The organism is Enterobacter sp. S-33 (assembly GCF_028735835.1).
GTDB classification, from domain to species: Bacteria; Pseudomonadota; Gammaproteobacteria; order Enterobacterales; family Enterobacteriaceae; genus Enterobacter; species Enterobacter vonholyi.
Genome location: NZ_CP117838.1, coordinates 1386970 through 1407946, shown reverse-complemented (window position 1 = coordinate 1407946; position 20977 = coordinate 1386970). Strand labels below are relative to the sequence as shown.

Genomic DNA, 20977 nt, shown 5'->3' with positions numbered 1-20977 from the left:
ATATCTGTATGTAATGCAGTCACCCTTCATGGATCGAAGGGATCAAAACTCAGGAGGTCTTATGAATGAATTCAAGAGGTGCATGACCGTGTTTACCCACTCCCCCTTTAAAGTGCGCTTAATGCTGCTGAACATGCTGTGCGATATGTTTAACAACAAGCCGCATCAGGACGATAAATCTTCCAACTAAGCGGCGTTGCGGTACGCCGCTTCATTTTCCCGTCACATTCTCGCTGTAAACTGGCTTTCAGCCGCCTTATTCCCGATCTTTTTTACGGATTTGCAATCCCCTTCGCAAAACATCTGCTTAGCAACTGTTGATATTCTTTAGCGCTCGCACTATCTTCTTGCAGCCCTGCACAATTTGCGGCTCGCTGAAGCGGACCCTCATTCCCTCTCCACGCACTGTCAGGCAGGTTATGACCCTTGACGCCAGGGTGAGCACATGGCGTTTTCATCCATGATAGTGACCTATGAATGTAACCCTGATAGATACCGTTGTTACCCGCAGCCGGGCCTTAAGCCCGTGGACGGGTTTTTACTTTTTGCAGTCATTACTGATTAACTTTGCGCTGGGTTATCCCTTTAGTCTGCTCTACGCGGTAGCCTTCACCTGCATTCTGCATGTACTGTGGCGAGCCGCCCCGCGCGTGCAAAAAACAGTAATCGGGATCTGTTCGCTGGTTGCTGCACTCTATTTCCCGTTCGGTCAGGCTTACGGCTCGCCAAACTTTAATACCCTGCTGGCGCTGCACTCGACCAATATGGAAGAGTCGACGGAGATCCTGACGATCTTCCCGTGGTACAGCTATGTGGTCGGGCTTTTTATCTTCGCGTTGGGCGTTATTGCCATCCGCCGTCAGTCGGGCGAGAAAAAATCCTGGGGTAAGATCGAAATACTCTGTCTGGTGTTCAGCATTGCCGTGGCGTTTGTCGCCCCCATCCAGAATATTCCCTGGGACGGTAAGTTAAGGCTCATCAATATCGGCTATCCGGTTTTCCGCTTCGTTAAAGACGTTGTTGTAAATAATAAAGAGGTTCTCGACGAACAGGCGCGCATGGCTGAGCTTTCCAATATGAAAGACACCTGGAACGTGCTGGCCGTTAAGCCGAAATATCACACCTATGTGGTGGTGATTGGCGAAAGCGCGCGTCGCGATGCAATGGGGGCGTTTGGCGGCCACTGGGACAATACCCCGTTTGCGAGTTCGGTTAAAGGCACTCTGTTTACCGATTATGTCGCGGCCAGCGGCTCAACGCAGAAATCGCTCGGTCTGACCCTTAACCGAGTGGTAGATGGTAAACCGCAGTATCAGGATAATTTTGTCACTCTGGCAAACCGCGCAGGTTATCAGACCTGGTGGTTCTCCAATCAGGGGCAAATTGGCGAATACGATACGGCCATCGCCAGCATCGCCAAACGGGCTGACGAAGTGCAGTTCCTGAAAAACGGCGATTTTGAAGCCGACAAAAACACCAAAGACGAAGCGCTGCTGAAAATGACGGCACAGGTCTTCGCCACCCCGCGCACGCAGCCTCAGCTGATCGTCCTGCACCTGATGGGGTCGCATCCGCAGGCCTGCGATCGGACGGGCGGGAAGTACGCGGAGTTCGTGCAGTCCAAAGAGACCTCGTGCTACCTCTACACCATGACGCAAACCGACGATCTGCTGAGCAAGCTGTACGATCAGCTACGCAATACGGGCGACAGCTTCTCTATGGTCTATTTCTCGGATCACGGGCTGGCGTTTAAAGAGCGTGGTAAAGAGGTGCAGTATCTGGCGCACGATGACAAGTTCCAGCAGAACTTCCAGGTGCCGTTTATGGTGCTGTCGAGTGATGATAAAACGCATCGCGTTATTAAAGCGCGCCGTTCGGCAAATGATTTCCTGCAGTTCTTCTCGCAGTGGACGGGGATTACAGCCGAACAGATAAAAACGGCTTACCCGTTTGTCTCTAACAAGAAAGCTCCCCCAGTGTACGTTACCAACTTCAAGTTACAGAAAGTTGACTACAACCATCTGGGTACGGATATTTTTGATATTAAGAGTAAGTAGCGGTTCGATGCTCTCACCCTGGCCCACGGGGAGAGGAAAAAAGCCAAAAAAAATCCGCCACAGTGGGCGGATTTTTTATTTAATCACCGAAGTGATTAGAAGCGGTAACCTACGCCCGCGATCCAGGTGCCAACGTCAACGTTGCGGATACGGCTCTGCTCATAGGAGAAGTCCAGAGCAACGTCCTGGATTGGGTTGAACTGCAGGCCTGCGCCATAGGAGAAACCGTAGTCGCTGTTGCTTGCAGTGCGGCTTTCGCTCTGGTTTTCAGTCTGCTGGAATTTACCGTAGCCAACACCTACAACACCGTAGATGCTCGCCCAGTCATTCAGACGGTAAGCTGGACCAGCGGTGATACCGTAGTACTGGCCTTTGTTGTATGCGCCGTTTTCAGAACGATCTTTCTCGGTGTAGGTGAAAGAACCGATCACGCCCAGTGGGTTGTTATCCTGCTCGTAGCGATACTTCAGGTTGAAGCCGTTAGCTTTGTTCATCACGCCCTGATAGTCGCTCTGAGCGTAACCACCAGTAACAGTAGAAGTAGCAGCTACAGCGGTACCTGCGGAAACAGCCAGTACAGCGGCCAGTGCTGAAAGACATGCAATTTTTTTCATAACCACCTCAAATGTGCTTCAAGTAAGTCCGTAAGTTTTAAATATATCAAAAAAGTTTGCGAAACTCTTTGTGATTCGTGATGTCTAATGAAACCTTTCCTGTAACAGAACGTTTCCAGCCTAAGCTATCTCTTTCAAATCACATGCAATTTTCATTACTAAATGCGCATAGTGCGCGTCTGCGCCGTTACATTCATCCAGATTATTCCTAATCTGACAGGCGATAAATCCACCAGCGCTTAACCATTTTACGGATTTCACGTGGTTTTTTTTCAACAGCGCCTCAACCGTTGCCGCATATTTCCTTTACACTGCAACCTTTACCTCATTTGACATAAGCTGACAGGAGAAAGGATGCCTGGGTTATCCCGCACATCGTCGGTCTGGTTGCCGGTCGCAGTGATACTCATTGCCATGTTGTCCATTCAAAGCGGTGCTTCGCTTGCAAAATCACTTTTTCCGCTGGTCGGTGCGCCCGGGGTAACAGCCCTGCGTATCGTGCTGGGCACGGCGATACTGGTGGTCATTTTCAAACCCTGGCGTCTGCGCTTCAAAAAGGAGCAGCGTTTACCCCTGCTGTTTTATGGACTCTCCCTGGGGGCGATGAACTATCTGTTCTACCTCTCTATACAGACGATACCGCTGGGGATCGCCGTCGCGCTGGAGTTTACCGGTCCGCTGGCGGTGGCGCTTTTCTCCTCGCGACGTCCGGTCGATTTTATCTGGGTCGTGCTAGCCGTTCTGGGCTTATGGTTCCTGCTGCCGCTGGGCCAGAGTGTCGCTGAGATTGATCTGACGGGCGCCGCGCTGGCGCTGGGTGCAGGCGCCTGCTGGGCTGTCTATATTCTCACGGGACAGCGTGCAGGCGAAGAGCACGGTCCGGCAACGGTGGCGTTGGGTTCTCTGATTGCGGCCATCGTATTTGTGCCCATCGGCATGGCGCAGGCAACAGAATCTATCTGGCAATGGTCCGTCATGCCCATCGGGCTGGCAGTCGCGATTCTCTCTACCGCACTCCCCTATTCTCTGGAGATGATTGCCCTTACGCGTCTGCCGACACGCATATTTGGCACCCTGATGAGCATGGAGCCTGCCCTTGCCGCCATTTCCGGCATGGTGTTTCTCGGCGAAACCCTCACGTTGACCCAGACGCTGGCGCTCTGCTCGATTATCGCGGCTTCAATGGGCTCTACGCTCACTATGCGCCCGGAACCTAAAGTTGAAAAGGTGGATATCAGCTAAGGCCATATATTCTGCATGGCTTCCACGTCATGCAGAATAAAGGCCAGAAAGGCAGACGTTATAATTTCTTACACACTTTACGCTATTTTCGAAATATCCCTCTACGTTTGTGTCCCCATCCAGCAATTAAGATTGATCTGTATAAATTTAAAAATTAGTCACTAATTTCAATAAATTAAATTCTCAACCCACTTCTCGCTATTAAACCGATAGGCACAGCCAAACCGCAGAGAAAAAATCCGGTGCTATACTTAGTTCCGTAATTACCTGGGACATAAACATCAAGAGGATATGAGATTATGAGTACCGCTAAACTGGTGAAAACGAAAGCGTCTAATCTGCTTTATACCCGTAACGATGTACCGGACAGCGACAAAAAAGCGACCATTGAGTTGCTGAATCGCCAGGTGATCCAGTTCATCGATCTTTCGCTGATCACCAAACAGGCCCACTGGAATATGCGCGGTGCAAACTTTATTGCCGTTCATGAAATGCTGGATGGCTTCCGCACAGCACTGGTTACCCACCTCGATACGATGGCTGAGCGTGCCGTTCAGCTAGGCGGCGTGGCGCTGGGAACCACACAGGTGATCAACAGCAAAACGCCTCTGAAGAGTTATCCGCTCGATATCCATACCGTTCAGGATCACCTGAAAGAGCTGGCGGACCGCTACGCGATTGTGGCAAACGATGTGCGCAAAGCGATTGGCGAAGCCAAAGATGAAGATACTGCAGATATCTTTACCGCCGCGTCCCGCGACCTGGATCAATTCCTGTGGTTCATCGAATCTAACATCGAATAATTCATACGAAATTTCTATCAAACCCTCGCCTTCCGGTGAGGGTTTTGCACATCTATGGTGCACGTTTTTTGCCTGAGACAGTGCAAAAGTGAAAAAATTGTAATAATCACCTCACACAACCGTTAACGGAAGATTGTTTTTTCGTCAGAATTTACGCTAAATATCTCCCCGTCAGTTGAGCCAAACGAAGCGCACCAAAACAGTGCTCCACTTTGGTGCAATAAAACCTCATTGCCCCATTAATTGTGCAATGCATGACATCATCCCCTTTGCAAAACAATAGCTTGTAAAGTTGGCACGATTTTTTCATTGTGCCAGCTGTTCTCGCAGGGGATCGCCCCGTGGATATAAAAGGAAATGCTATGAAGTCTGTATTAAAAGTTTCACTGGCTGCACTTACCCTGGCTTTTGCAGTGTCCTCTCAGGCTGCCGACAAACTGGTTGTGGCGACCGACACGGCGTTCGTTCCGTTTGAATTCAAACAGGGTGATAAATACGTTGGTTTTGATGTGGATCTGTGGGCCGCTATCGCAAAAGAACTCAAACTGGATTACACCCTGAAGCCTATGGACTTCAGCGGCATTATCCCGGCACTGCAAACCAAGAACGTTGATCTGGCGCTGGCAGGTATCACCATTACCGATGAACGTAAAAAAGCGATCGACTTCTCTGACGGCTACTACAAAAGCGGCCTGCTGGTCATGGTCAAAGCCGATAATAACGACGTAAAAAGCGTGAAAGATCTCGACGGCAAAGTGGTTGCGGTGAAGAGCGGCACCGGTTCTGTTGATTACGCGAAAGCAAATATCAAAACCAAAGACCTGCGCCAGTTCCCGAACATCGACAACGCGTACATGGAACTCGGCACCAACCGTGCTGACGCTGTTCTGCACGACACGCCTAACATCCTGTATTTCATCAAAACAGCTGGTAACGGTAAGTTCAAAGCCGTTGGCGAGTCTCTGGAAGCACAGCAGTACGGTATCGCGTTCCCGAAAGGCAGCGACGACCTGCGCACGAAAGTTAACGGCGCGTTGAAAACGCTGAAAGAGAACGGCACCTATAACGAAATCTACAAAAAATGGTTCGGTACCGAGCCTAAATAATAAGACGTAAAAATGACGTTCACTCGGGGGCGACCTTTCGCCCCTGCTATTTTTGAAACACGGTAACAGTAACAGGAAATTATCATGCAGTTTGACTGGAGCGCCATCTGGCCTGCCATTCCTATCTTGCTTGAAGGCGCTAAAATGACTCTGTGGATTTCGGTCCTGGGTCTGGTTGGTGGGTTGATTATCGGTCTTGTCGCCGGTTTCGCTCGCACCTACGGCGGCTGGATCGCAAACCACATCGCACTGGTTTTCATCGAAGTGATCCGCGGCACACCTATTGTCGTGCAGGTCATGTTCATCTACTTCGCCCTGCCAATGGCATTCACCGACCTGCGCATCGACCCGTTCAGCGCAGCCGTCGTCACCATTATGATCAACTCAGGTGCCTATATTGCGGAAATCACCCGCGGTGCGGTGCTGTCGATTCATAAAGGTTTCAGTGAAGCCGGTCTGGCGTTAGGTCTTTCTCGTCGCGAAACGATCCGCCACGTTATTCTGCCGCTGGCGCTGCGTCGCATGCTGCCACCGCTCGGCAACCAGTGGATCATCAGCATTAAAGATACGTCGCTGTTCATTGTTATCGGCGTGGCCGAGCTGACCCGTCAGGGTCAGGAGATCATTGCTGGCAACTTCCGCGCGCTGGAAATCTGGAGTGCGGTAGCCGTTGTCTACCTGATCATTACTCTGGTTCTGAGCTTCGTTCTGCGTCGTCTTGAAAGAAGGATGAAAATCCTGTGATTGAATTTAAAAACGTTTCCAAGCACTTTGGCCCAACCCAGGTGCTGCACAATATCGATCTGAACATTAAACAGGGTGAAGTGGTGGTGATTATTGGGCCATCCGGCTCCGGTAAATCCACCCTGCTGCGCTGCATCAACAAGCTGGAAGAGATCACCAGCGGCGATCTGATCGTCGATGGCCTGAAGGTGAACGACCCGAAAGTCGACGAGCGCTTGATTCGTCAGGAAGCGGGCATGGTGTTCCAGCAGTTCTACCTGTTCCCGCACCTGACGGCGCTGGAGAACGTGATGTTTGGCCCACTGCGCGTGCGCGGTGCCAACAAAGCGGCGGCGGAAGCGCTGGCAAAAGATCTGCTGGCGAAAGTCGGCCTGGCTGAACGCGCGCACCACTACCCTTCCGAGCTGTCCGGTGGTCAACAGCAGCGCGTGGCGATTGCCCGCGCCCTGGCGGTCAAACCGAAAATGATGCTGTTTGATGAGCCTACGTCCGCACTCGACCCGGAGCTGCGCCACGAGGTGCTGAAAGTCATGCAGGATCTGGCGGAAGAAGGGATGACGATGGTTATCGTGACCCACGAAATCGGCTTCGCTGAGAAAGTGGCGTCCCGCCTGATCTTTATTGATAAAGGCCGTATCGCGGAAGACGGTAACCCGCAGGAATTGATTGCGAACCCGCCGAGCCAGCGTTTGCAGGAGTTCCTGCAGCACGTATCCTGATCTCTCGCTTTACACGTAAGCCGGGCATGCCCGGCTTTTTTACGCCAGATTGTTCCCAAAAATCCCCCTCCGCGTCCCGACTTCTATACTTATCATTTTGTTCGACATTTTCACCGGAGGACGCCGTGCCGTGGATCCTGTTGCTGTTGATTAGCCTGTTTAGTGCGCCATCGTTCGCCGTCGCGATCCCCGGCGTGACCACCGGAACAACCGCCAGCCAGCAAAATACTCCCCCGCCGGAACCGGATGTCGAACAGAAAAAAGCCGCCTACAGCGCCCTTGCCGACGTCCTTGAGAACGACACCTCCCGGCAGGAACTCATCAGCCAGCTGAGGAAAGTGGCCGCCACGCCGCCGCAGGAGCCGGTGCCTGCTATCACCCCACCCCAGGTGGAGGAGCAAAAAACGGTGCTGGAAAATGTCACCGACGTAAGCCGCCACTATGGGGAAGCCCTCTCCTCGCGCTTTGCTCAGCTCTACCGCAACCTGATTGGATCGCCGCATAAGCCGTTTAACCCACACACGTTTACCGCCGCCGCCACGCAGTTCCTGATGCTGGCCGGTGCGGTATTTCTTTTTTACTGGCTGGTGCGCCTGTGCGCGTGGCCGCTGTACCGCAAAATGGGACAATGGGGACGAAGGAAGAATCAGCATAAAAGCAGCTGGCTGCACCTGCCGTTGATGATCGCCTCAGCGTTTATCATCGATTTACTGCTGCTGGCCTTGACGCTGTTTTTAGGCCAGATGCTCGCCGACAGGCTGAACGCAGGCAATAAAACCATCGCCTTTCAGCAGTCGCTTTTCCTGAATGCCTTTGCCCTGATCGAGTTCTTCAAGGCGCTGCTGCGGTTACTCTTTTGTCCGCACGTACCGGAGCTACGTCCCTTCTCAATTCGCGATGCGAGCGCCAGGTACTGGGCGCTGCGTCTGAGCGTGCTCAGCGGGCTGATTGGCTACGGTCTGCTGGTTGCCGTGCCGATCATCTCCAACCAGGTAAACGTCCAGTTTGGCGCGCTGGCAAACGTCATTATCATGATCTGCATTACCGTCTGGTCGCTGTATCTTATCTTCCACAATAAAAAAACCATTACCCAAAGCCTGCTGAATCTGGCCGATCGCTCCCTTTCGTTCTTTAGCCTCTTTATCCGCGCTTTCGCCCTGGTGTGGCACTGGCTGGCAAGCGCCTACTTCATCGTATTGTGCTTCTTCTCGCTGTTCGACCCAGGCAATAGCCTGAAATTTATGATGGGGGCGACGTTCAAAAGCCTGGCCATTATCGGGATCGCGGCGTTTGTATCGGGGCTGCTGTCGCGCTGGATTTCGAAAACCATCACCCTGTCGCCGCAGGTACAGCGTAATTACCCGGAACTGCAAAAACGGGTAAACGGCTGGATGTCGGTATCGCTCAAGGTGGCGCGCATCCTCACCGTCTGCGTGGCGATCATGCTGCTCCTGAATGCCTGGAGCCTGTTTGATTTCTGGAACTGGCTGCACAACGGTGCGGGTGAGAAAACGGTCGACATCCTGATTCGCATCGCGCTGATTTTGTTCTTCTCTGCCGTCGGCTGGACGCTGCTGGCGAGCCTTATCGAGAACCGTCTGGTGTCGGATATTCACGGCCGTCCCCTGCCCAGCGCTCGGGCAAGAACGCTGTTAACGTTGTTCCGTAACGCGCTGGCGGTCATTATCAGTACCATCACCATCATGATTGTGCTGTCGGAAATCGGGGTGAATATCGCCCCGCTGCTGGCCGGTGCCGGTGCCCTGGGCCTGGCGATCTCCTTCGGGTCGCAAACGCTGGTGAAGGATATTATTACCGGCATCTTTATCCAGTTTGAGAACGGGATGAACACGGGCGATCTGGTAACCATCGGGCCGTTAACCGGCACCGTTGAGAGGATGTCCATCCGTTCAGTTGGCGTGCGCCAGGACACCGGGGCGTACCACATCATTCCCTGGTCCTCGATAACCACCTTCGCCAACTTTGTGCGCGGCATTGGTTCCGTGGTGGCGAACTACGATGTGGATCGTCATGAGGATGCCGATAAAGCGAAGCAGGCGCTGCGCGATGCGGTAGAAGAGCTGATGCAGATGGAGGATATTCGCGGACTAGTGATTGGCGAGCCGTCATTTGCCGGCATTGTCGGGCTGACGAACACGGCGTTTACCCTGCGCGTGTCGTTCACCACCCAGCCGCTGAAGCAGTGGACGGTGCGCTTTGCCCTCGACAGCATGGTGAAAAAACACTTCGATCTGGCGAACGTGCGGATGCCCGTGCAGACGTATCAGGTATTGCCGCCGCCCGCATCGCCGCTCCCTCCGCAGGAGCCGACGCTGTAGCCTGGTTGCCGGGTGGCGGCTTCGCCTTACCCGGCCTACGACGGAGTGCTATTTGCGACGTTTGTTATTGTCCATAAACGACCAGGCGATAAAGCGGCTTTGCTTCTGACCCTGCGCCATCTCTTTTTTCACCACTTTTACGGCGCCCGCCTCGGTCAGGGCGCGGTAAAGTGGCGGCAGGTTATCTCCGCGGGATACCAGCGTCGTGAACCACTTCACCTGACGCCCAAACTGTTTGCTTTCCGCAATCATGCGCAGGATGAACGCCACTTCGCCCCCTTCACACCAGAGCTCCTGCTGCTGACCACCGAAATTCAGCGCGGCATCCTCAGCCTGACCCAGGTTGCGGCGCTTGCGCTCGCTGCCCGCACGGGCCGATGCCGCCGAATCATGGAAAGGTGGATTGCACATCGTGGCGTCATAGCTTTCGTTTTTGTGAATAATGCCGTTGAAGATCGAAGCCGTATCTTTCTGTCGACGCAGGCGAATGGCGCGGCTTAATCCCGGGTTAGCGTTGATAATCGCCTGGGCGCTGGCAAAGGCCTCGTCACCGATTTCACTTCCGGTAAAGCGCCACTGGTATTCATGCGCGCCAATCAGCGGGTAAATCAGGTTTGCCCCGGTGCCTATATCCAGAATGGTGGCCTGCTGTGGAACAACACCCTCATTACCTTCGGCAAGAAGGTCGGCAAGGTGGTGAATGTAATCAGCCCGGCCCGGTACGGGTGGACAGAGAAAGCCTTCCGGAATATCCCATTGAGCCACACCGTAAAAATGCGCCAGCAGGGCTTTGTTCAGCATTTTCACCGCCTGCGGATCAGCAAAGTTGACCGAGGGCTCACCCGCTGGGGTCTGAACAAGGTAGTCCTGCAGCGGCGGGCAGCTCAGGCATAACGCGTTCATGTCGTAGCGGCTGCGGTGGCGATTTCGCGGGTGTAATCCCGGCTTTTGGGCAGTCATGGCATTCTCCTTTAAACAGCGGCGTAAGATACCCTGTGCTGGCTCAACGGTAAATCTTTCTCTGCGGCGCTTAGAAACTCGCCATAAATCAAGCACCTTTATGTCTATGATCCGTCAGCGAATTGTCAACTTATATCGTTCAAAAAATAAGCAGATCATCATCAAATATTTGCGCTAAGTCACACTCGTCAGGCTTCTAAACTTAAGGGGAATCACCTGTTGTTTCCTCATGAGGATGTGATTATGAAAAAGTACCTGACCCTTGCTGTTATCGCAGCCGCCCTGACGACCGCGTCATTTTCTGCCATGGCCGTTCAGCCGCTGACCCAGAGTACCGACACCAGCCAGCTTCGTCCTGCGGGCACCGTTTCGGTTAGCCGCGCCAGTAACCTTGACGATCTACAGGCTAAACTTGCTGAAAAAGCCCGCCAGGAGGGTGCAAAAGGATTCGTGGTGAACTCCGCTGGCGGAGACAACCATATGTACGGCACTGCGACCATCTATAAATAATCTTTCTCTTCCATAAGACTGCATCTGCCCAACGGGTGCAGTTCTCTTCTCCCTTCGCCTTGATTGTTCATTTTTTAACCCCATAGTGAACGTATACCTTAAACCGATTTCAGGAGGGCGCTATGGCTTCCGGCTGGGCAAATGACGACGCTGTTAACGAACAGATCAACAGTACTATTGAAGATGCGGTTGCGCGTGCCCGCGGTGAAATTCCGCGCGGCGAAAGCCTAACTGAATGTGAAGAATGCGGAGACCCCATTCCGGAAGCGCGCCGAAAAGCCATTCCCGGCGTAAGGCTTTGCATCACCTGTCAGCAGCATAAAGATTCGAAAAACTCATCGCACTCGGGATATAATCGCAGAGGTTCGAAAGACAGCCAGCTACGTTGACTTTCCTTTACCTAAGCTAACCGCGCACTCCCCTAGCTTTACGCTCACGATTTTTAGCGAACCGCGTAGCAAAATGTGCCCTTCATTTCACTTCTGTAAAGCGTATCCGCAAGAAGTGTAAAGCGGTGATTTGATTTTATTAATATTCAATAAGTTATTTGTCATTCAATTTTTTTGAGCAACCACGTCAATTCTCTTCGATTTTATCTCTCGAGAAAAACCGTGATACTTATCACATCGACGGAACATCGTCCCCTTAACAGAAACACCTGCGAGAGATTAATTATGAAAACCATCAAATATGCTGTAGCTGCTGTTGCCCTGTCCGCTCTGTCTTTCGGCGCTTTCGCTGTCGAGCCTGTCTCTTCTACTCAGGCACAGAACATGAATAAAGTCGGTGTGGTCAGTGCTGATGGCGCCACCACGCTGGACGGCCTGGAAGCCAAACTGGCTGAAAAAGCCGCTGCTGCTGGTGCAAGTGGATACACCATTACTTCCGCTAACGGTAATAACAAGCTGAGCGGTACCGCGGTTATCTACAAGTAATCGACTGAATGAATGCTGTCCCCTCGCCATACCCTCTGGTGAGCTGCTCCACCCTCATTGACCCTGTTGTTGTTACCCTTGCTTGCCCGTCCGCCACTGGACGGGCTTTTTTTTGTCTAAAACGCCTGCGCTACACGTTCAAGCCCGGCCTGGACAGATTCCACTTCGCCGGTTGCCAGCAAACAGCAGGCCATTTGCAGCTTAATCGAATGCGGAACAGGAACATTTCCGGCAAGGCACTGCTCAATCCAGTGGGCTGTAGTATGGGGATCTTTTGCCTCAGGCAATATCACACCGGTATTCTCTTCCCCACGCTCAAGAATGGCGCGCGTACCTGAAGAATCAATCAGCATGACCTGCGGGCAGCGCTGCGGGTTCGCATAAACCTCGCCTTCCGTGCCGTGCATCAACAGCGCCCTTGCGCCAATTGCCTCAAAGAATTGCCCCACGCGTGCCACGTATTCCGGGTGCGAGACGCTGGAGAGACGCAGGGCGGCATCTTCGCCAAACGGCGTGGCCAGTTTCGCCAGAGTATGCGCGCTGTTGCGCACGCCCATGCGCCAGCGCATATCAAGCTGCTTCTCCAGCGGCGGGCAGAGCGTGCCGACTGGGATATAAACAGGCTGGTGGCCATCCAGCTTAGCCTGCGCCTGACCGGCATGACGCGTTGGTTCAATCCCCAACATCCCGAAAATGGTCTCCGTCAGCACGCGGGTGGGATCTTCGCTTACGCCGTGCACCACCACCGGGAATCCCAGCTTGTGTAATAAGATAGCGAGCAGCGGAGTTAAATTTGCCTGCTTGCGCGCACCGTTGTAGCTCGGGATCACGATCGGCATAGGTTTTGCCACCGGCGGCGTTAAGCGCAGCGTTTGTGCCTGCATGGCTTCATAGAAGCCATGCATCTCCGCTTCACCTTCGCCTTTAATACGCAGCGCAATAAGGATACCGCCCAACTCAAGCTCCGGAACCTCGCCGTTAAGCATACGGGTGTAAAGCGCGCGAGCAGTTTCATGGTCCAGGTCGCGGGCATGATGCTTCCCACGCCCTACCTCTTTGATAATTTTACGATAATCCACGACATTTCTCCTTACAGCAGGTTATCAACAATATAGCCCTGATAATGACTCTGCCGTTAGTTTTTTTGGCCGCCCTGCTGATTTTTATAATTAATTGTTTTATTGAGAAAAATTATTTTGCAAGAATTAATTGAATTATTTGGAAGCCGCGCAGGACCTTTCCCGACCCGAGTTTTCTGATTAAATAACCAGCGGTGAGTAGTTGAGACATAACTTCGAATAATGCGGGATGCAGATGTCGAAAGGAGAAACATACAGGTTTAAATATGAAAAAAGTCACTTTAGGTTTATTCATTGCTGCCGCTCTGGGATGCTCTGCATCTTCGTTCGCAGCATCCACCGGTGAAGGGCAAATTAACTTCACAGGTGAAATTATCGATTCCGCCTGTCAGGTCGTTAACGGCTTAAGCAGTCCGCTGAATGTTGCTCTGGGCAAAGTATCCAAAACAACATTTACAGGTGTAGGCTCTACCAGCACCTTAACGAAATTTGATATTCAGTTAAAAGACTGCCCGGAAACGGTCACGTCTGCAGCCATTAATTTCGGTGGTACGCCAGATGCGGACAATAACACCACGCTGTCCTTGACCCCGGGTGCGACGACTGCAGCTGGCGTGGCGATTCAGCTGGTTGATTCTTCCGAACAGCCTGTCAGTTTATATACGCCTTCCAAGCAGTACCCTTTAGCTGCTGGAACGACGGTAAATAATCTGGAGTTTGGCGCGCGTTATATTCAGACTCAGGCATCGATCACTGCCGGCCAGGCTAACTCAGCCTCTACTTTTACAGTGATTTATAACTGATACGTTCAATGAGGAGATATTCGTCTTCACGCGAAGGCTAATATTTCCTCTTTCATTGAGACAGATTTATGCGACACAGTTATTTATTAAGCGCACTTTTACTGACCGCAGTAACAGCCCATGCAGGTGTGATTATTAATGGCACCCGACTGGTTTATCAGGGAGAGAAAAAAGAGTCTTCGATTGGGATTTCCAATCCGGATGAGATTAACTATCTGGTACAGTCCTGGGTGGATACCGGTTTGAAAAAAGGCGGTAAAGCGCCATTTCTGATTACTCCACCGCTGTTCCGTCTGAACGCTAAAGAAGATAACGTGTTGCGTGTGGTCCGCACCGGCGGAAATATGCCAGAAGACCGCGAGTCGTTGTACTGGTTAAATATTAAAGCCATTCCTTCTTCAAGCCATGAAGAGGGCATTAATACATTACAAATAGCCATTAATACCCGTATTAAATTGCTGTATCGCCCTGCATCGATTAAAGGTAAACCCGAAGCAGTTGCTGACAAACTGGAATGGCACCGCGAAGGCAATGATCTGGTGGTAAACAACCCCACGCCTTTCTATATGAATTTCCAGAGCGTTACGCTGAACGGCCAAAAAGTGGCAAAAGCGACCTGGGCTGTGCCAAATACCTCTACCCGCTTTGCTCTTCCGGCAAATATGCGCGGTAACACCGTAAGCTGGTCGGTCATTACCGATTACGGAAGCATCAGTAAAACCTGGTCTGCATCCGTTCGTTAATACTCTGTTGACGCCTGAATAATCATGTACAGCACAAATAAGCCGCTATTACGTCGACTGCGTGAAATGCTGCCCACTTTTTGTGGAATAGCGGTGACATGCTGCGCGCTGCAGGCCCACGCTGATGATTATTTTAACCCTGCCCTGCTGGATATTGATAATCCAGAGCAGGCAAAGACCGATCTCTCTGTTTATGAAAAAGGTCCCGGTCAGGCGCCTGGTAAATATCAGGTCACGGTGTTCGTCAATAACAATAAAATCGACACCCGTGACGTCCTTTTTACATTACAAAAAGATGCTCAGGGAGAAGATTCCCTGCAGCCTTGCCTGAGTCTGGATGAATTAACGCGTCTGGGCATCAAAACCAAAGATTATCCAAAGCTGGCGGCAAAAGGGGAATGCGCGGACCTCAGCGCCATTCCTTCGGCCTCGGCAACTTTCCGCATCAAAAACCAGCAACTACTGCTGAGTATTCCCCAGTCGGCTCTGGGCCAGGTGCCTCGCGGCTATATCGATCCGAAAGAGTATGACGAAGGGATCACCGCGGGCATCCTGAACTATAGCATTAACGCCAGCCAAAGCCGCGCTCGCCAGCAAGGGGAAGCGGACAACAGCAGCCAGTTTATTAACCTGCGCCCCGGTTTTAACATTGGTGCCTGGCGCGTGCGTAATTACAGCACCTGGAACCGCAATTCGGATGGCGGTCAGGACGACGGCAAGCTGAACACGGTCTATACCTATGCCCAGCGCGATATCGTGGGGCTGAAGAGCGAGCTGACCGTGGGACAGAGCAGCACCCAGGCCGACGTTTTCGACAGTGTCTCTTACACTGGCGCACAGCTGGCTACCGAAAGCGACATGCTGCCGGACAGCGAGCGCGGGTATGCCCCGGTGGTACGCGGTACGGCGCACAGTAACGCCCAGGTGGTGGTTCGCCAGAATGGCTACGTTATCTACCAAAACACCGTCGCCCCAGGCGCGTTTGAGATTAACGATCTCTACCCTACCGGCAGCAGCGGCGATCTGAACGTCACGGTAAAAGAGACCGACGGCAGCGAGAGTCATTTCGTGGTGCCGTTTGCCTCCGTGCCGGTGCTGCAGCGGGAAAAACACCTGAAGTACAGCGTCGCTGCGGGGCGCTACCGTTCATACGATAAAGAGGTTGAAAAGACCCCTTTCGCCCAGGGAAGCGCCATCTATGGCCTGTCACACGGCGTCACCGTTTACGGCGGTACGCAACAGAGTTCGCATTACCACTCCGCCGCGCTCGGCGCAGGGAAAAACTTTGGCGATCTCGGAGCGTTCTCCGTAGACGTTACCCGCGCCAAAGCGTTACTGAAAAAGCGCAAAACCAGCAAAGGGCAATCCCTTCGCCTACGCTACAGCAAAAATTTTACCGCGACCGGCACTAACTTTTCGCTGGCGGGTTATCGCTACAACAGCAAAGGCTTTTATACCCTGCAGGACACCATGGAGTCCTGGACCAGTACAAACGACTGGTCCGCTCCACAGCAGCGCCGCTCGCGGGCGGAGGCCACCATCGACCAGACCCTGGGCGACAAGTGGGGTTCGGTGACGCTAAGCCTGGTGAAAGAGCGTTACTGGAGCCAGAGTCAGGATATGACCTCCCTGAGCGTTAACTACAACAACAGCTGGCACGGCGTGAGCTATAGCCTGAGCTACAGCGTCAATAAAAACAGCAACGACACGGACGAGGACGGTAAATCCATCAGCTATGACCGACAAATCGGCCTCAACGTGTCGGTTCCACTCGACCGCTGGCTGCCTAACACCTGGGCAAACTACAGCCTGAACAACAGTAAAGACGGCACCACCCACAACCTGGGGCTGAATGGTACCGCGCTGGAGGGAGACAAGCTGAGCTGGAACGTGCAGCAGGGGCTGGACAGCGCCAATAACAACACCGCCACCAGTATGAATGCGGATTACAAAGGCACCTACGGTGAAGTGCACGGCGGCGTAAGCCAGGACAGCCATCAGCACACCGTGAACGCCGGGATCCAGGGCGGCATTGTCGCCCACTCTGACGGCATCACCTTCGGTCAGACCCTGGGAGAAACCGTGGTGCTGATTAAAGCGCCGGGCACGCATGGCACACACGTTGCCAACCAGACGGGCGTGGAAACGGACTATCGCGGCTATACGCTGGTGCCGTTTGTCACTCCGTGGCGTCACACCCCAATTTCGCTGGACACGGAGACACTGCCAGAAGATGCCGACGTGACGCACGCCTCGCAGACGGTTACACCAACACGCGGCGCGATAGTTCGTGCCAGCTTCGATACACGCGTGGGCAACCGCGTCTTAATGACGCTGGCCTGGAAAGACAAACCGCTACCCTTCGGCGCAACGGTTACCACGGAAGATAAGAGCAGTGAATTTATCGTCGGTAACGACGGCGTGGTGTATCTCACCGGACTGCCGCAGCACGGACGCCTTTTCGTTTCCTGGGGCAAGGAGGGGAGCGAGCATTGCGTCGCCGATTACGCCCTGATGCAAGAGAAAGATAACACCAACATTATTAACGCTGCGGCGCAGTGTCACTGATTAACACCGGACCGATCATGATGCAGATAGCAAGATCATTTTTCTTACTTTTAGTTCTGGCGACGGCGGCACTCTTTATGCCGCATGCGAAAGCTTCTTGCCAATCGCCGAGCCTGCCCGCGCTACTATCATTAACGTCGATTTCGGTCTCCACCAGCCTGCCCGTAGGTTCGACCATTCCGGGAACTGAACGCACCGTGCACATATCGGGAAACTGTTACTACGCGCCGGATGCGGGTCAGCCAATCATCGCGTGCTACAACGGCTTCGGCAAAGAGAGCCCCGGGCTCCCTGGCGTCTATGAAACAGGCGTTGCTGGTATCGGCATCTCGCTAAGAAATGATAAAGGACAGCGCGTGACCGGCGCAGCGGACCAGATTTGTTCGGCGAATATGCCCGTAGGTCAGGTCTCCGGTACGATAAACAGCGACTCTACCATCCCCTTTAGCTTTGACGTGATGCTGGAACTGGTAAAAACCAGCGAAACCGTGGCTTCGGGCGCACTGACAATGAGCAATACGCAATTCAACCTTGCAGTGGGACGCGTTGAGGCCCTGGGTGACCCTAATACCCTCTCTTACTCAGGCAATGTTCAGGTAAAAGCAGTGACCTGTTCGGTGTCACCTAAATCCCTGACCGTCACGCTGGGTGATTTTCCGGTGAGCCGTTTTACCGGTCCGGGAACACTGGTCTCCCAGTCGGTATTCAATATCGGCATGCTCTGCGATCGGGATGTACAGCCGGAAATGATGATCACCAGCGCCAATGGCTATGAAACGAATTTTCCCGGCGTGATCAAATTAACGCCGGAAAGCGGCGTCGCCACCGGCGTGGGGGTGAAAATGCTCTTTAACGGCCAGATACCTGTTTTCGGGCAATATATGAATACCTTTACCGCCTATGCCAATATCCAGTCGCAATATCCCTTCAGCGTCTCTTACGAACAAACCAGTTCGGAGGTGACGCCCGGAACGGCGAATACCGTCGCAACCATTACGGTAGCCTACAAATGAAAATGTTATTAACCCTTTTACTGATTGGAGTGGCCAGCCAGAGCCTGGCGGAAGAAATTCAACTCGATGTTCGCGGAAACATTTATGCCAACTCCTGCCAGGTGGACAGCGCCAGCCAGAACCTGACGGTCAATCTGGGCACAGCGAATACCGGCGATTTTAAGGATGTGGGCGATACCGGACAATGGAAATCATTCGACTTAACCCTGTCGAAATGCCCAACCACTTCCGTGCTGGCCACGGCCACCTTTCACGGTCAGCCAGACAGCCTTCATCCGACTAAATTCGCCAGCACCGGAACCGCGAAAGGACTGGCGCTGGAGCTTGCCGACCCGCAGGATCAGATCTCGCTTGCCCCGGACGCCAGCTTCAGCGTGCTGATCAACCAGAACAATCACACGGCGGATTTCCCGCTGGCCGCCCGCTATTACGCCACCTCATTGCCGGTCACGGCAGGAACGTTCAGCAGCGTGGTGCAGGTGACCTTCATTTACCAGTAGGACCGCGCCCCTTAGCACGGATGCTTTTCTTGCGCCCGGCGGCTGGTTTTGCCGGGCGTTTTTTTACCTCGGGCACCTCTGGCTGTTCGATCGGGAAGATCGGCAGCGCGTTCAGTAGCCGTTGGCCGTAATTTTTGGTGAGCAGGCGTTTATCATAAATCACCACCTCTCCCCAGCAGCCGTGGCTTCGAATCAAGCGACCGACCTGCTGAATGAGGTTAAACGATGCCGCAGGTAAACTCTGCACCTCAAACGGATAGCGGTTGAGGCTTTTCAGCCACTCCCCTTCGGTGATCACCACCGGGCTATCGATAGGCGGGAAGGCGATTTTATGGATATGTACCTGCGTCAGGTAATCGCCCTTCAAATCCAGACCTTCCGCGAAGGACTGTAATCCCACCAGCACGCTGCGCTCGCCGTTATCAATGCGTTTGCGGTGCGTTTCCACCAGCCGGTAGCGCGGCTGATCCCCCTGCACCAGAAGAAGTAAACGCAGATCGGTGACGTGTTCGAGGAAGCGCTGCATAGCGCGTCCGCTGGCAAACAGCACCAGCATGCCGGGGTATTTCCTGCTCTCAACCTGTGCGCGGAAGTAGGCCGCCATTTCCGCAATGTGCTGCTCTTCGTTGTCGATGAACGGCTCGTAATTCATGCGCGGGATCACCAGCTTCCCCTGCTCGCAGTGGTTAAACGGCGAGTCCAGCGCGACAAAACGATCGCCCGCTTTCTCTTTAAGCCCGCTCATTTCCTGCAAACGAGAAAAACTGTTCAGGGAGCGCAGCGTGGCGGAGGTGACCACCACGTGCGGCACGCTGCGCCAGATGAGCTTTTCCAGCTGATCGGCCACGCGGATGCCCACGCAGTGGAAAAACAGGTGGACCTGCCCGTCGCGCACTTCACGGGTGGCCCATTTGGTTACCGGCGCGCCCGACGCCTGCGCCATCGAGGCCAGCCGCCAGAGCTTGCTCTGTGCTTCGAACATCCCCAGCGCACGGTTCATTTGCAGAAGGATACGGTGAAGGCGAACAACGTCATGGGTGCCGGTTTTCTCGCTGAGATCGTTCAGGAACATCTCCGCCAGCCCGCGCAGCTTTTCCAGATGCTTCGCCAGCTGCTGGCAGATCTCCATCACCTCGTCCGGCAGTTCGCCCATGGCAAAACGGTGTTCGGCCTCCTGGGTTGCCGGAAGATAAAGATTCAGGATGTTGTTCAGCGACGAGATAAGGCTGTAAACCTCTTCACAGTGGTCGCTCAGACGCTCCGGTACCGCCAGCGGCGGCGTGGTTTTCGGGCGGAACTGCTCCATGCAGGTGGCGACAAGCTTGCAGAAGAGATCCAGCTGCAGGCGGAACCAGGGCGCGGTAATTTCCGCGCTCATCTCCAGCGCGTCGCGCGCCACGTCGGGCAGATGGTGTCCTTCGTCGAGCACCAGCAGCAGGTTTTTCGGCTCCGGCAGCACCGCTTCGCTCTCCAGCGCCGCCATCACCAGGGCGTGGTTAGCCACCACCACTTCGGCTTCCTGAATTTCGCGCCGCGCGACGAAGAACGGGCATTCGCGGTAGTAGTGACAGTTGCGGTTCAGACAGCTGGCTTTGTCGGTGCTGAGCCTGCGCCACAGATCGTCGCTGATGGCTTTATCGGTGTGATCGCGCAGGCCGTCCCACTTATAGCCATCAAGATCGCCTTTCAGCGTTGCGCAGAGCTCCTGCTCGGCTTTGTTGTTTGGCGTGAGATCGTCGTCGAGGAACGCCAACAAATCCTGTTGCGACGCCTCGCTGCTGGCAAGCCCTGCCAGGTTACGCGGGCAAACGTAGCGCCCGCGGCCGAAGGCGGCCGTAAACCGCAGATCGGGGATGATTTTGCGCAGCAGCGGTAAATCTTTACTAAAGATCTGGTCCTGCAAGGCCACGTTGGCGGTGCTGACCACCAGCGTTTTATCCTCTTCCCGCGCAATCGCGATGCCGGGAATGAGATACGACAGGGTTTTCCCGACGCCGGTCGGGGCTTCAATCGCCAGATGTCGCCCGTCGTCCCCGGCGAGCGTTTTTGCCACGTCGGCAATCATCTGCCGCTGCGGCGCTCGGGGGATAAAGTCGGGGATCTGCTGTTGTAGCGCCTTATACCATGCGCCAATTTGCGCTTTCAGCGCAGCGGTTAAAGCCATCGGAAAACCTGAAACACTGTATAAACAGCCACTATTGTGGCACTTTCTCTTCTCTGCCGCAAAAAGAAAAGCCCGGCT

At 53.6% G+C, this 20977-nt stretch carries 20 protein-coding genes; 16 read left to right on the top strand and 4 right to left on the bottom strand.

What is annotated here, in order from left to right; all coding sequences use genetic code 11:
• Nucleotides 1-61: 61 nt before the first annotated feature.
• Together mntS and PUP35_RS06610 are read left to right on the top strand one after the other, a co-directional pair.
• Nucleotides 62-190 carry a manganase accumulation protein MntS gene (gene mntS, locus PUP35_RS06615; RefSeq protein WP_274242379.1) on the top strand — a complete coding sequence of 43 codons (129 nt, stop codon included), beginning with the start codon at nt 62-64 and terminating at the stop codon, nt 188-190.
• Nucleotides 191-473: 283 nt separating this feature from the next.
• The gene (locus PUP35_RS06610; protein WP_115874560.1) at nt 474-2057 is read left to right on the top strand and encodes a phosphoethanolamine transferase; all 1584 of its coding nucleotides are present in this window, start codon (nt 474-476) and stop codon (nt 2055-2057) included.
• 95 nt (nt 2058-2152) lie between these two features.
• On the opposite strand, the gene ompX is transcribed toward PUP35_RS06610, so the two are convergent.
• Nucleotides 2153-2671, bottom strand: a complete 519-nt coding sequence (gene ompX, locus PUP35_RS06605; protein ID WP_023310884.1) for an outer membrane protein OmpX — start codon at nt 2669-2671, stop codon at nt 2153-2155.
• Between the two features lie 354 nt (nt 2672-3025).
• Here ompX and rhtA point away from each other — a divergent pair, with 354 nt between their 5' ends.
• The 6 genes from rhtA to ybiO all read left to right on the top strand — a co-directional run bounded on the left by rhtA (nt 3026) and on the right by ybiO (nt 9624).
• Nucleotides 3026-3913 (top strand): threonine/homoserine exporter RhtA, encoded by an 888-nt coding sequence (gene rhtA / locus PUP35_RS06600; RefSeq protein ID WP_023334998.1) that lies wholly within the window; start codon nt 3026-3028, stop codon nt 3911-3913.
• Between the two features lie 299 nt (nt 3914-4212).
• Entirely contained in the window at nt 4213-4716 is a 504-nt protein-coding gene (gene dps, locus PUP35_RS06595; protein ID WP_063408106.1) for a DNA starvation/stationary phase protection protein Dps, read from the top strand.
• Nucleotides 4717-5078: 362 nt separating this feature from the next.
• Nucleotides 5079-5822, top strand: a complete 744-nt coding sequence (gene glnH / locus PUP35_RS06590) for a glutamine ABC transporter substrate-binding protein GlnH (protein WP_013097464.1) — start codon at nt 5079-5081, stop codon at nt 5820-5822.
• Between the two features lie 84 nt (nt 5823-5906).
• Nucleotides 5907-6566 (top strand): glutamine ABC transporter permease GlnP, encoded by a 660-nt coding sequence (glnP, locus tag PUP35_RS06585; protein WP_014169254.1) that lies wholly within the window; start codon nt 5907-5909, stop codon nt 6564-6566.
• Nucleotides 6563-7285: a glutamine ABC transporter ATP-binding protein GlnQ gene (gene glnQ / locus PUP35_RS06580; RefSeq protein ID WP_028012446.1), complete on the top strand. Its 723-nt coding sequence runs from the start codon at nt 6563-6565 to the stop codon at nt 7283-7285. The genes glnP and glnQ overlap by 4 nt, the downstream gene beginning before the upstream one ends.
• A 125-nt stretch (nt 7286-7410) precedes the next feature.
• Complete coding sequence (ybiO, locus tag PUP35_RS06575) at nt 7411-9624, top strand: mechanosensitive channel protein (protein ID WP_115874559.1); 2214 nt, start codon at nt 7411-7413, stop codon at nt 9622-9624.
• Between the two features lie 48 nt (nt 9625-9672).
• Here ybiO and rlmF read toward each other — a convergent pair whose 3' ends face one another.
• Nucleotides 9673-10584 carry a 23S rRNA (adenine(1618)-N(6))-methyltransferase RlmF gene (rlmF, locus tag PUP35_RS06570; protein ID WP_164850618.1) on the bottom strand — a complete coding sequence of 304 codons (912 nt, stop codon included), beginning with the start codon at nt 10582-10584 and terminating at the stop codon, nt 9673-9675.
• A gap of 243 nt (nt 10585-10827) precedes the next feature.
• On the opposite strand from rlmF, the gene mcbA reads away from it, so the two are divergent.
• The 3 genes from mcbA to ybiJ all read left to right on the top strand — a co-directional run bounded on the left by mcbA (nt 10828) and on the right by ybiJ (nt 12029).
• On the top strand, nt 10828-11094 hold the full coding sequence (mcbA, locus tag PUP35_RS06565; protein ID WP_274242367.1) for a DUF1471 family periplasmic protein McbA: 267 nt from the start codon (nt 10828-10830) through the stop codon (nt 11092-11094).
• 122 nt (nt 11095-11216) lie between these two features.
• Nucleotides 11217-11483 carry a DksA/TraR family C4-type zinc finger protein gene (locus PUP35_RS06560; RefSeq protein WP_115874557.1) on the top strand — a complete coding sequence of 89 codons (267 nt, stop codon included), beginning with the start codon at nt 11217-11219 and terminating at the stop codon, nt 11481-11483.
• Nucleotides 11484-11768: 285 nt separating this feature from the next.
• Nucleotides 11769-12029 (top strand): DUF1471 family protein YbiJ, encoded by a 261-nt coding sequence (ybiJ, locus tag PUP35_RS06555; protein ID WP_023310874.1) that lies wholly within the window; start codon nt 11769-11771, stop codon nt 12027-12029.
• A gap of 116 nt (nt 12030-12145) precedes the next feature.
• Here ybiJ and ybiB read toward each other — a convergent pair whose 3' ends face one another.
• A complete protein-coding gene (ybiB, locus tag PUP35_RS06550) occupies nt 12146-13108 on the bottom strand; it encodes a DNA-binding protein YbiB (RefSeq protein WP_111963835.1) in 963 nt (320 codons plus the stop codon).
• Nucleotides 13109-13374: 266 nt separating this feature from the next.
• Between ybiB and PUP35_RS06545 the strand changes: the two genes are divergently transcribed.
• The 5 genes from PUP35_RS06545 (at nt 13375) to PUP35_RS06525 (ending at nt 18735) form a co-directional block, all read left to right on the top strand.
• Entirely contained in the window at nt 13375-13911 is a 537-nt protein-coding gene (locus PUP35_RS06545) for a fimbrial protein (RefSeq protein WP_115874554.1), read from the top strand.
• A gap of 68 nt (nt 13912-13979) precedes the next feature.
• Nucleotides 13980-14654 (top strand): fimbrial biogenesis chaperone, encoded by a 675-nt coding sequence (locus PUP35_RS06540; RefSeq protein WP_115874553.1) that lies wholly within the window; start codon nt 13980-13982, stop codon nt 14652-14654.
• 24 nt (nt 14655-14678) lie between these two features.
• On the top strand, nt 14679-17222 hold the full coding sequence (locus tag PUP35_RS06535; RefSeq protein WP_407719093.1) for a fimbria/pilus outer membrane usher protein: 2544 nt from the start codon (nt 14679-14681) through the stop codon (nt 17220-17222).
• Between the two features lie 20 nt (nt 17223-17242).
• Nucleotides 17243-18235 carry a fimbrial protein gene (locus PUP35_RS06530; protein WP_274243237.1) on the top strand — a complete coding sequence of 331 codons (993 nt, stop codon included), beginning with the start codon at nt 17243-17245 and terminating at the stop codon, nt 18233-18235.
• On the top strand, nt 18232-18735 hold the full coding sequence (locus PUP35_RS06525) for a fimbrial protein (protein ID WP_115874551.1): 504 nt from the start codon (nt 18232-18234) through the stop codon (nt 18733-18735). The genes PUP35_RS06530 and PUP35_RS06525 overlap by 4 nt, the downstream gene beginning before the upstream one ends.
• On the opposite strand, the gene dinG is transcribed toward PUP35_RS06525, so the two are convergent.
• Nucleotides 18722-20899 carry an ATP-dependent DNA helicase DinG gene (gene dinG, locus PUP35_RS06520; RefSeq protein ID WP_274242361.1) on the bottom strand — a complete coding sequence of 726 codons (2178 nt, stop codon included), beginning with the start codon at nt 20897-20899 and terminating at the stop codon, nt 18722-18724. The genes PUP35_RS06525 and dinG overlap by 14 nt on opposite strands.
• Nucleotides 20900-20977: the final 78 nt, after the last annotated feature.

Coding starts and splice junctions, on each gene's coding strand:
- glnP (WP_014169254.1), top strand. CDS start 5,907: ATGCAGTTTGACTGGAGCGCCATCTGGCCTGCCATTCCTATCTTGCTT.
- glnH (WP_013097464.1), top strand. CDS start 5,079: ATGAAGTCTGTATTAAAAGTTTCACTGGCTGCACTTACCCTGGCTTTT.
- ybiJ (WP_023310874.1), top strand. CDS start 11,769: ATGAAAACCATCAAATATGCTGTAGCTGCTGTTGCCCTGTCCGCTCTG.
- PUP35_RS06545 (WP_115874554.1), top strand. CDS start 13,375: ATGAAAAAAGTCACTTTAGGTTTATTCATTGCTGCCGCTCTGGGATGC.
- PUP35_RS06525 (WP_115874551.1), top strand. CDS start 18,232: ATGAAAATGTTATTAACCCTTTTACTGATTGGAGTGGCCAGCCAGAGC.
- PUP35_RS06560 (WP_115874557.1), top strand. CDS start 11,217: ATGGCTTCCGGCTGGGCAAATGACGACGCTGTTAACGAACAGATCAAC.
- PUP35_RS06535 (WP_407719093.1), top strand. CDS start 14,679: ATGTACAGCACAAATAAGCCGCTATTACGTCGACTGCGTGAAATGCTG.
- PUP35_RS06610 (WP_115874560.1), top strand. CDS start 474: ATGAATGTAACCCTGATAGATACCGTTGTTACCCGCAGCCGGGCCTTA.
- dps (WP_063408106.1), top strand. CDS start 4,213: ATGAGTACCGCTAAACTGGTGAAAACGAAAGCGTCTAATCTGCTTTAT.
- ompX (WP_023310884.1), bottom strand. CDS start 2,671: ATGAAAAAAATTGCATGTCTTTCAGCACTGGCCGCTGTACTGGCTGTT.
- rhtA (WP_023334998.1), top strand. CDS start 3,026: ATGCCTGGGTTATCCCGCACATCGTCGGTCTGGTTGCCGGTCGCAGTG.
- mcbA (WP_274242367.1), top strand. CDS start 10,828: ATGAAAAAGTACCTGACCCTTGCTGTTATCGCAGCCGCCCTGACGACC.
- rlmF (WP_164850618.1), bottom strand. CDS start 10,584: ATGACTGCCCAAAAGCCGGGATTACACCCGCGAAATCGCCACCGCAGC.
- dinG (WP_274242361.1), bottom strand. CDS start 20,899: ATGGCTTTAACCGCTGCGCTGAAAGCGCAAATTGGCGCATGGTATAAG.
- PUP35_RS06530 (WP_274243237.1), top strand. CDS start 17,243: ATGCAGATAGCAAGATCATTTTTCTTACTTTTAGTTCTGGCGACGGCG.
- mntS (WP_274242379.1), top strand. CDS start 62: ATGAATGAATTCAAGAGGTGCATGACCGTGTTTACCCACTCCCCCTTT.
- PUP35_RS06540 (WP_115874553.1), top strand. CDS start 13,980: ATGCGACACAGTTATTTATTAAGCGCACTTTTACTGACCGCAGTAACA.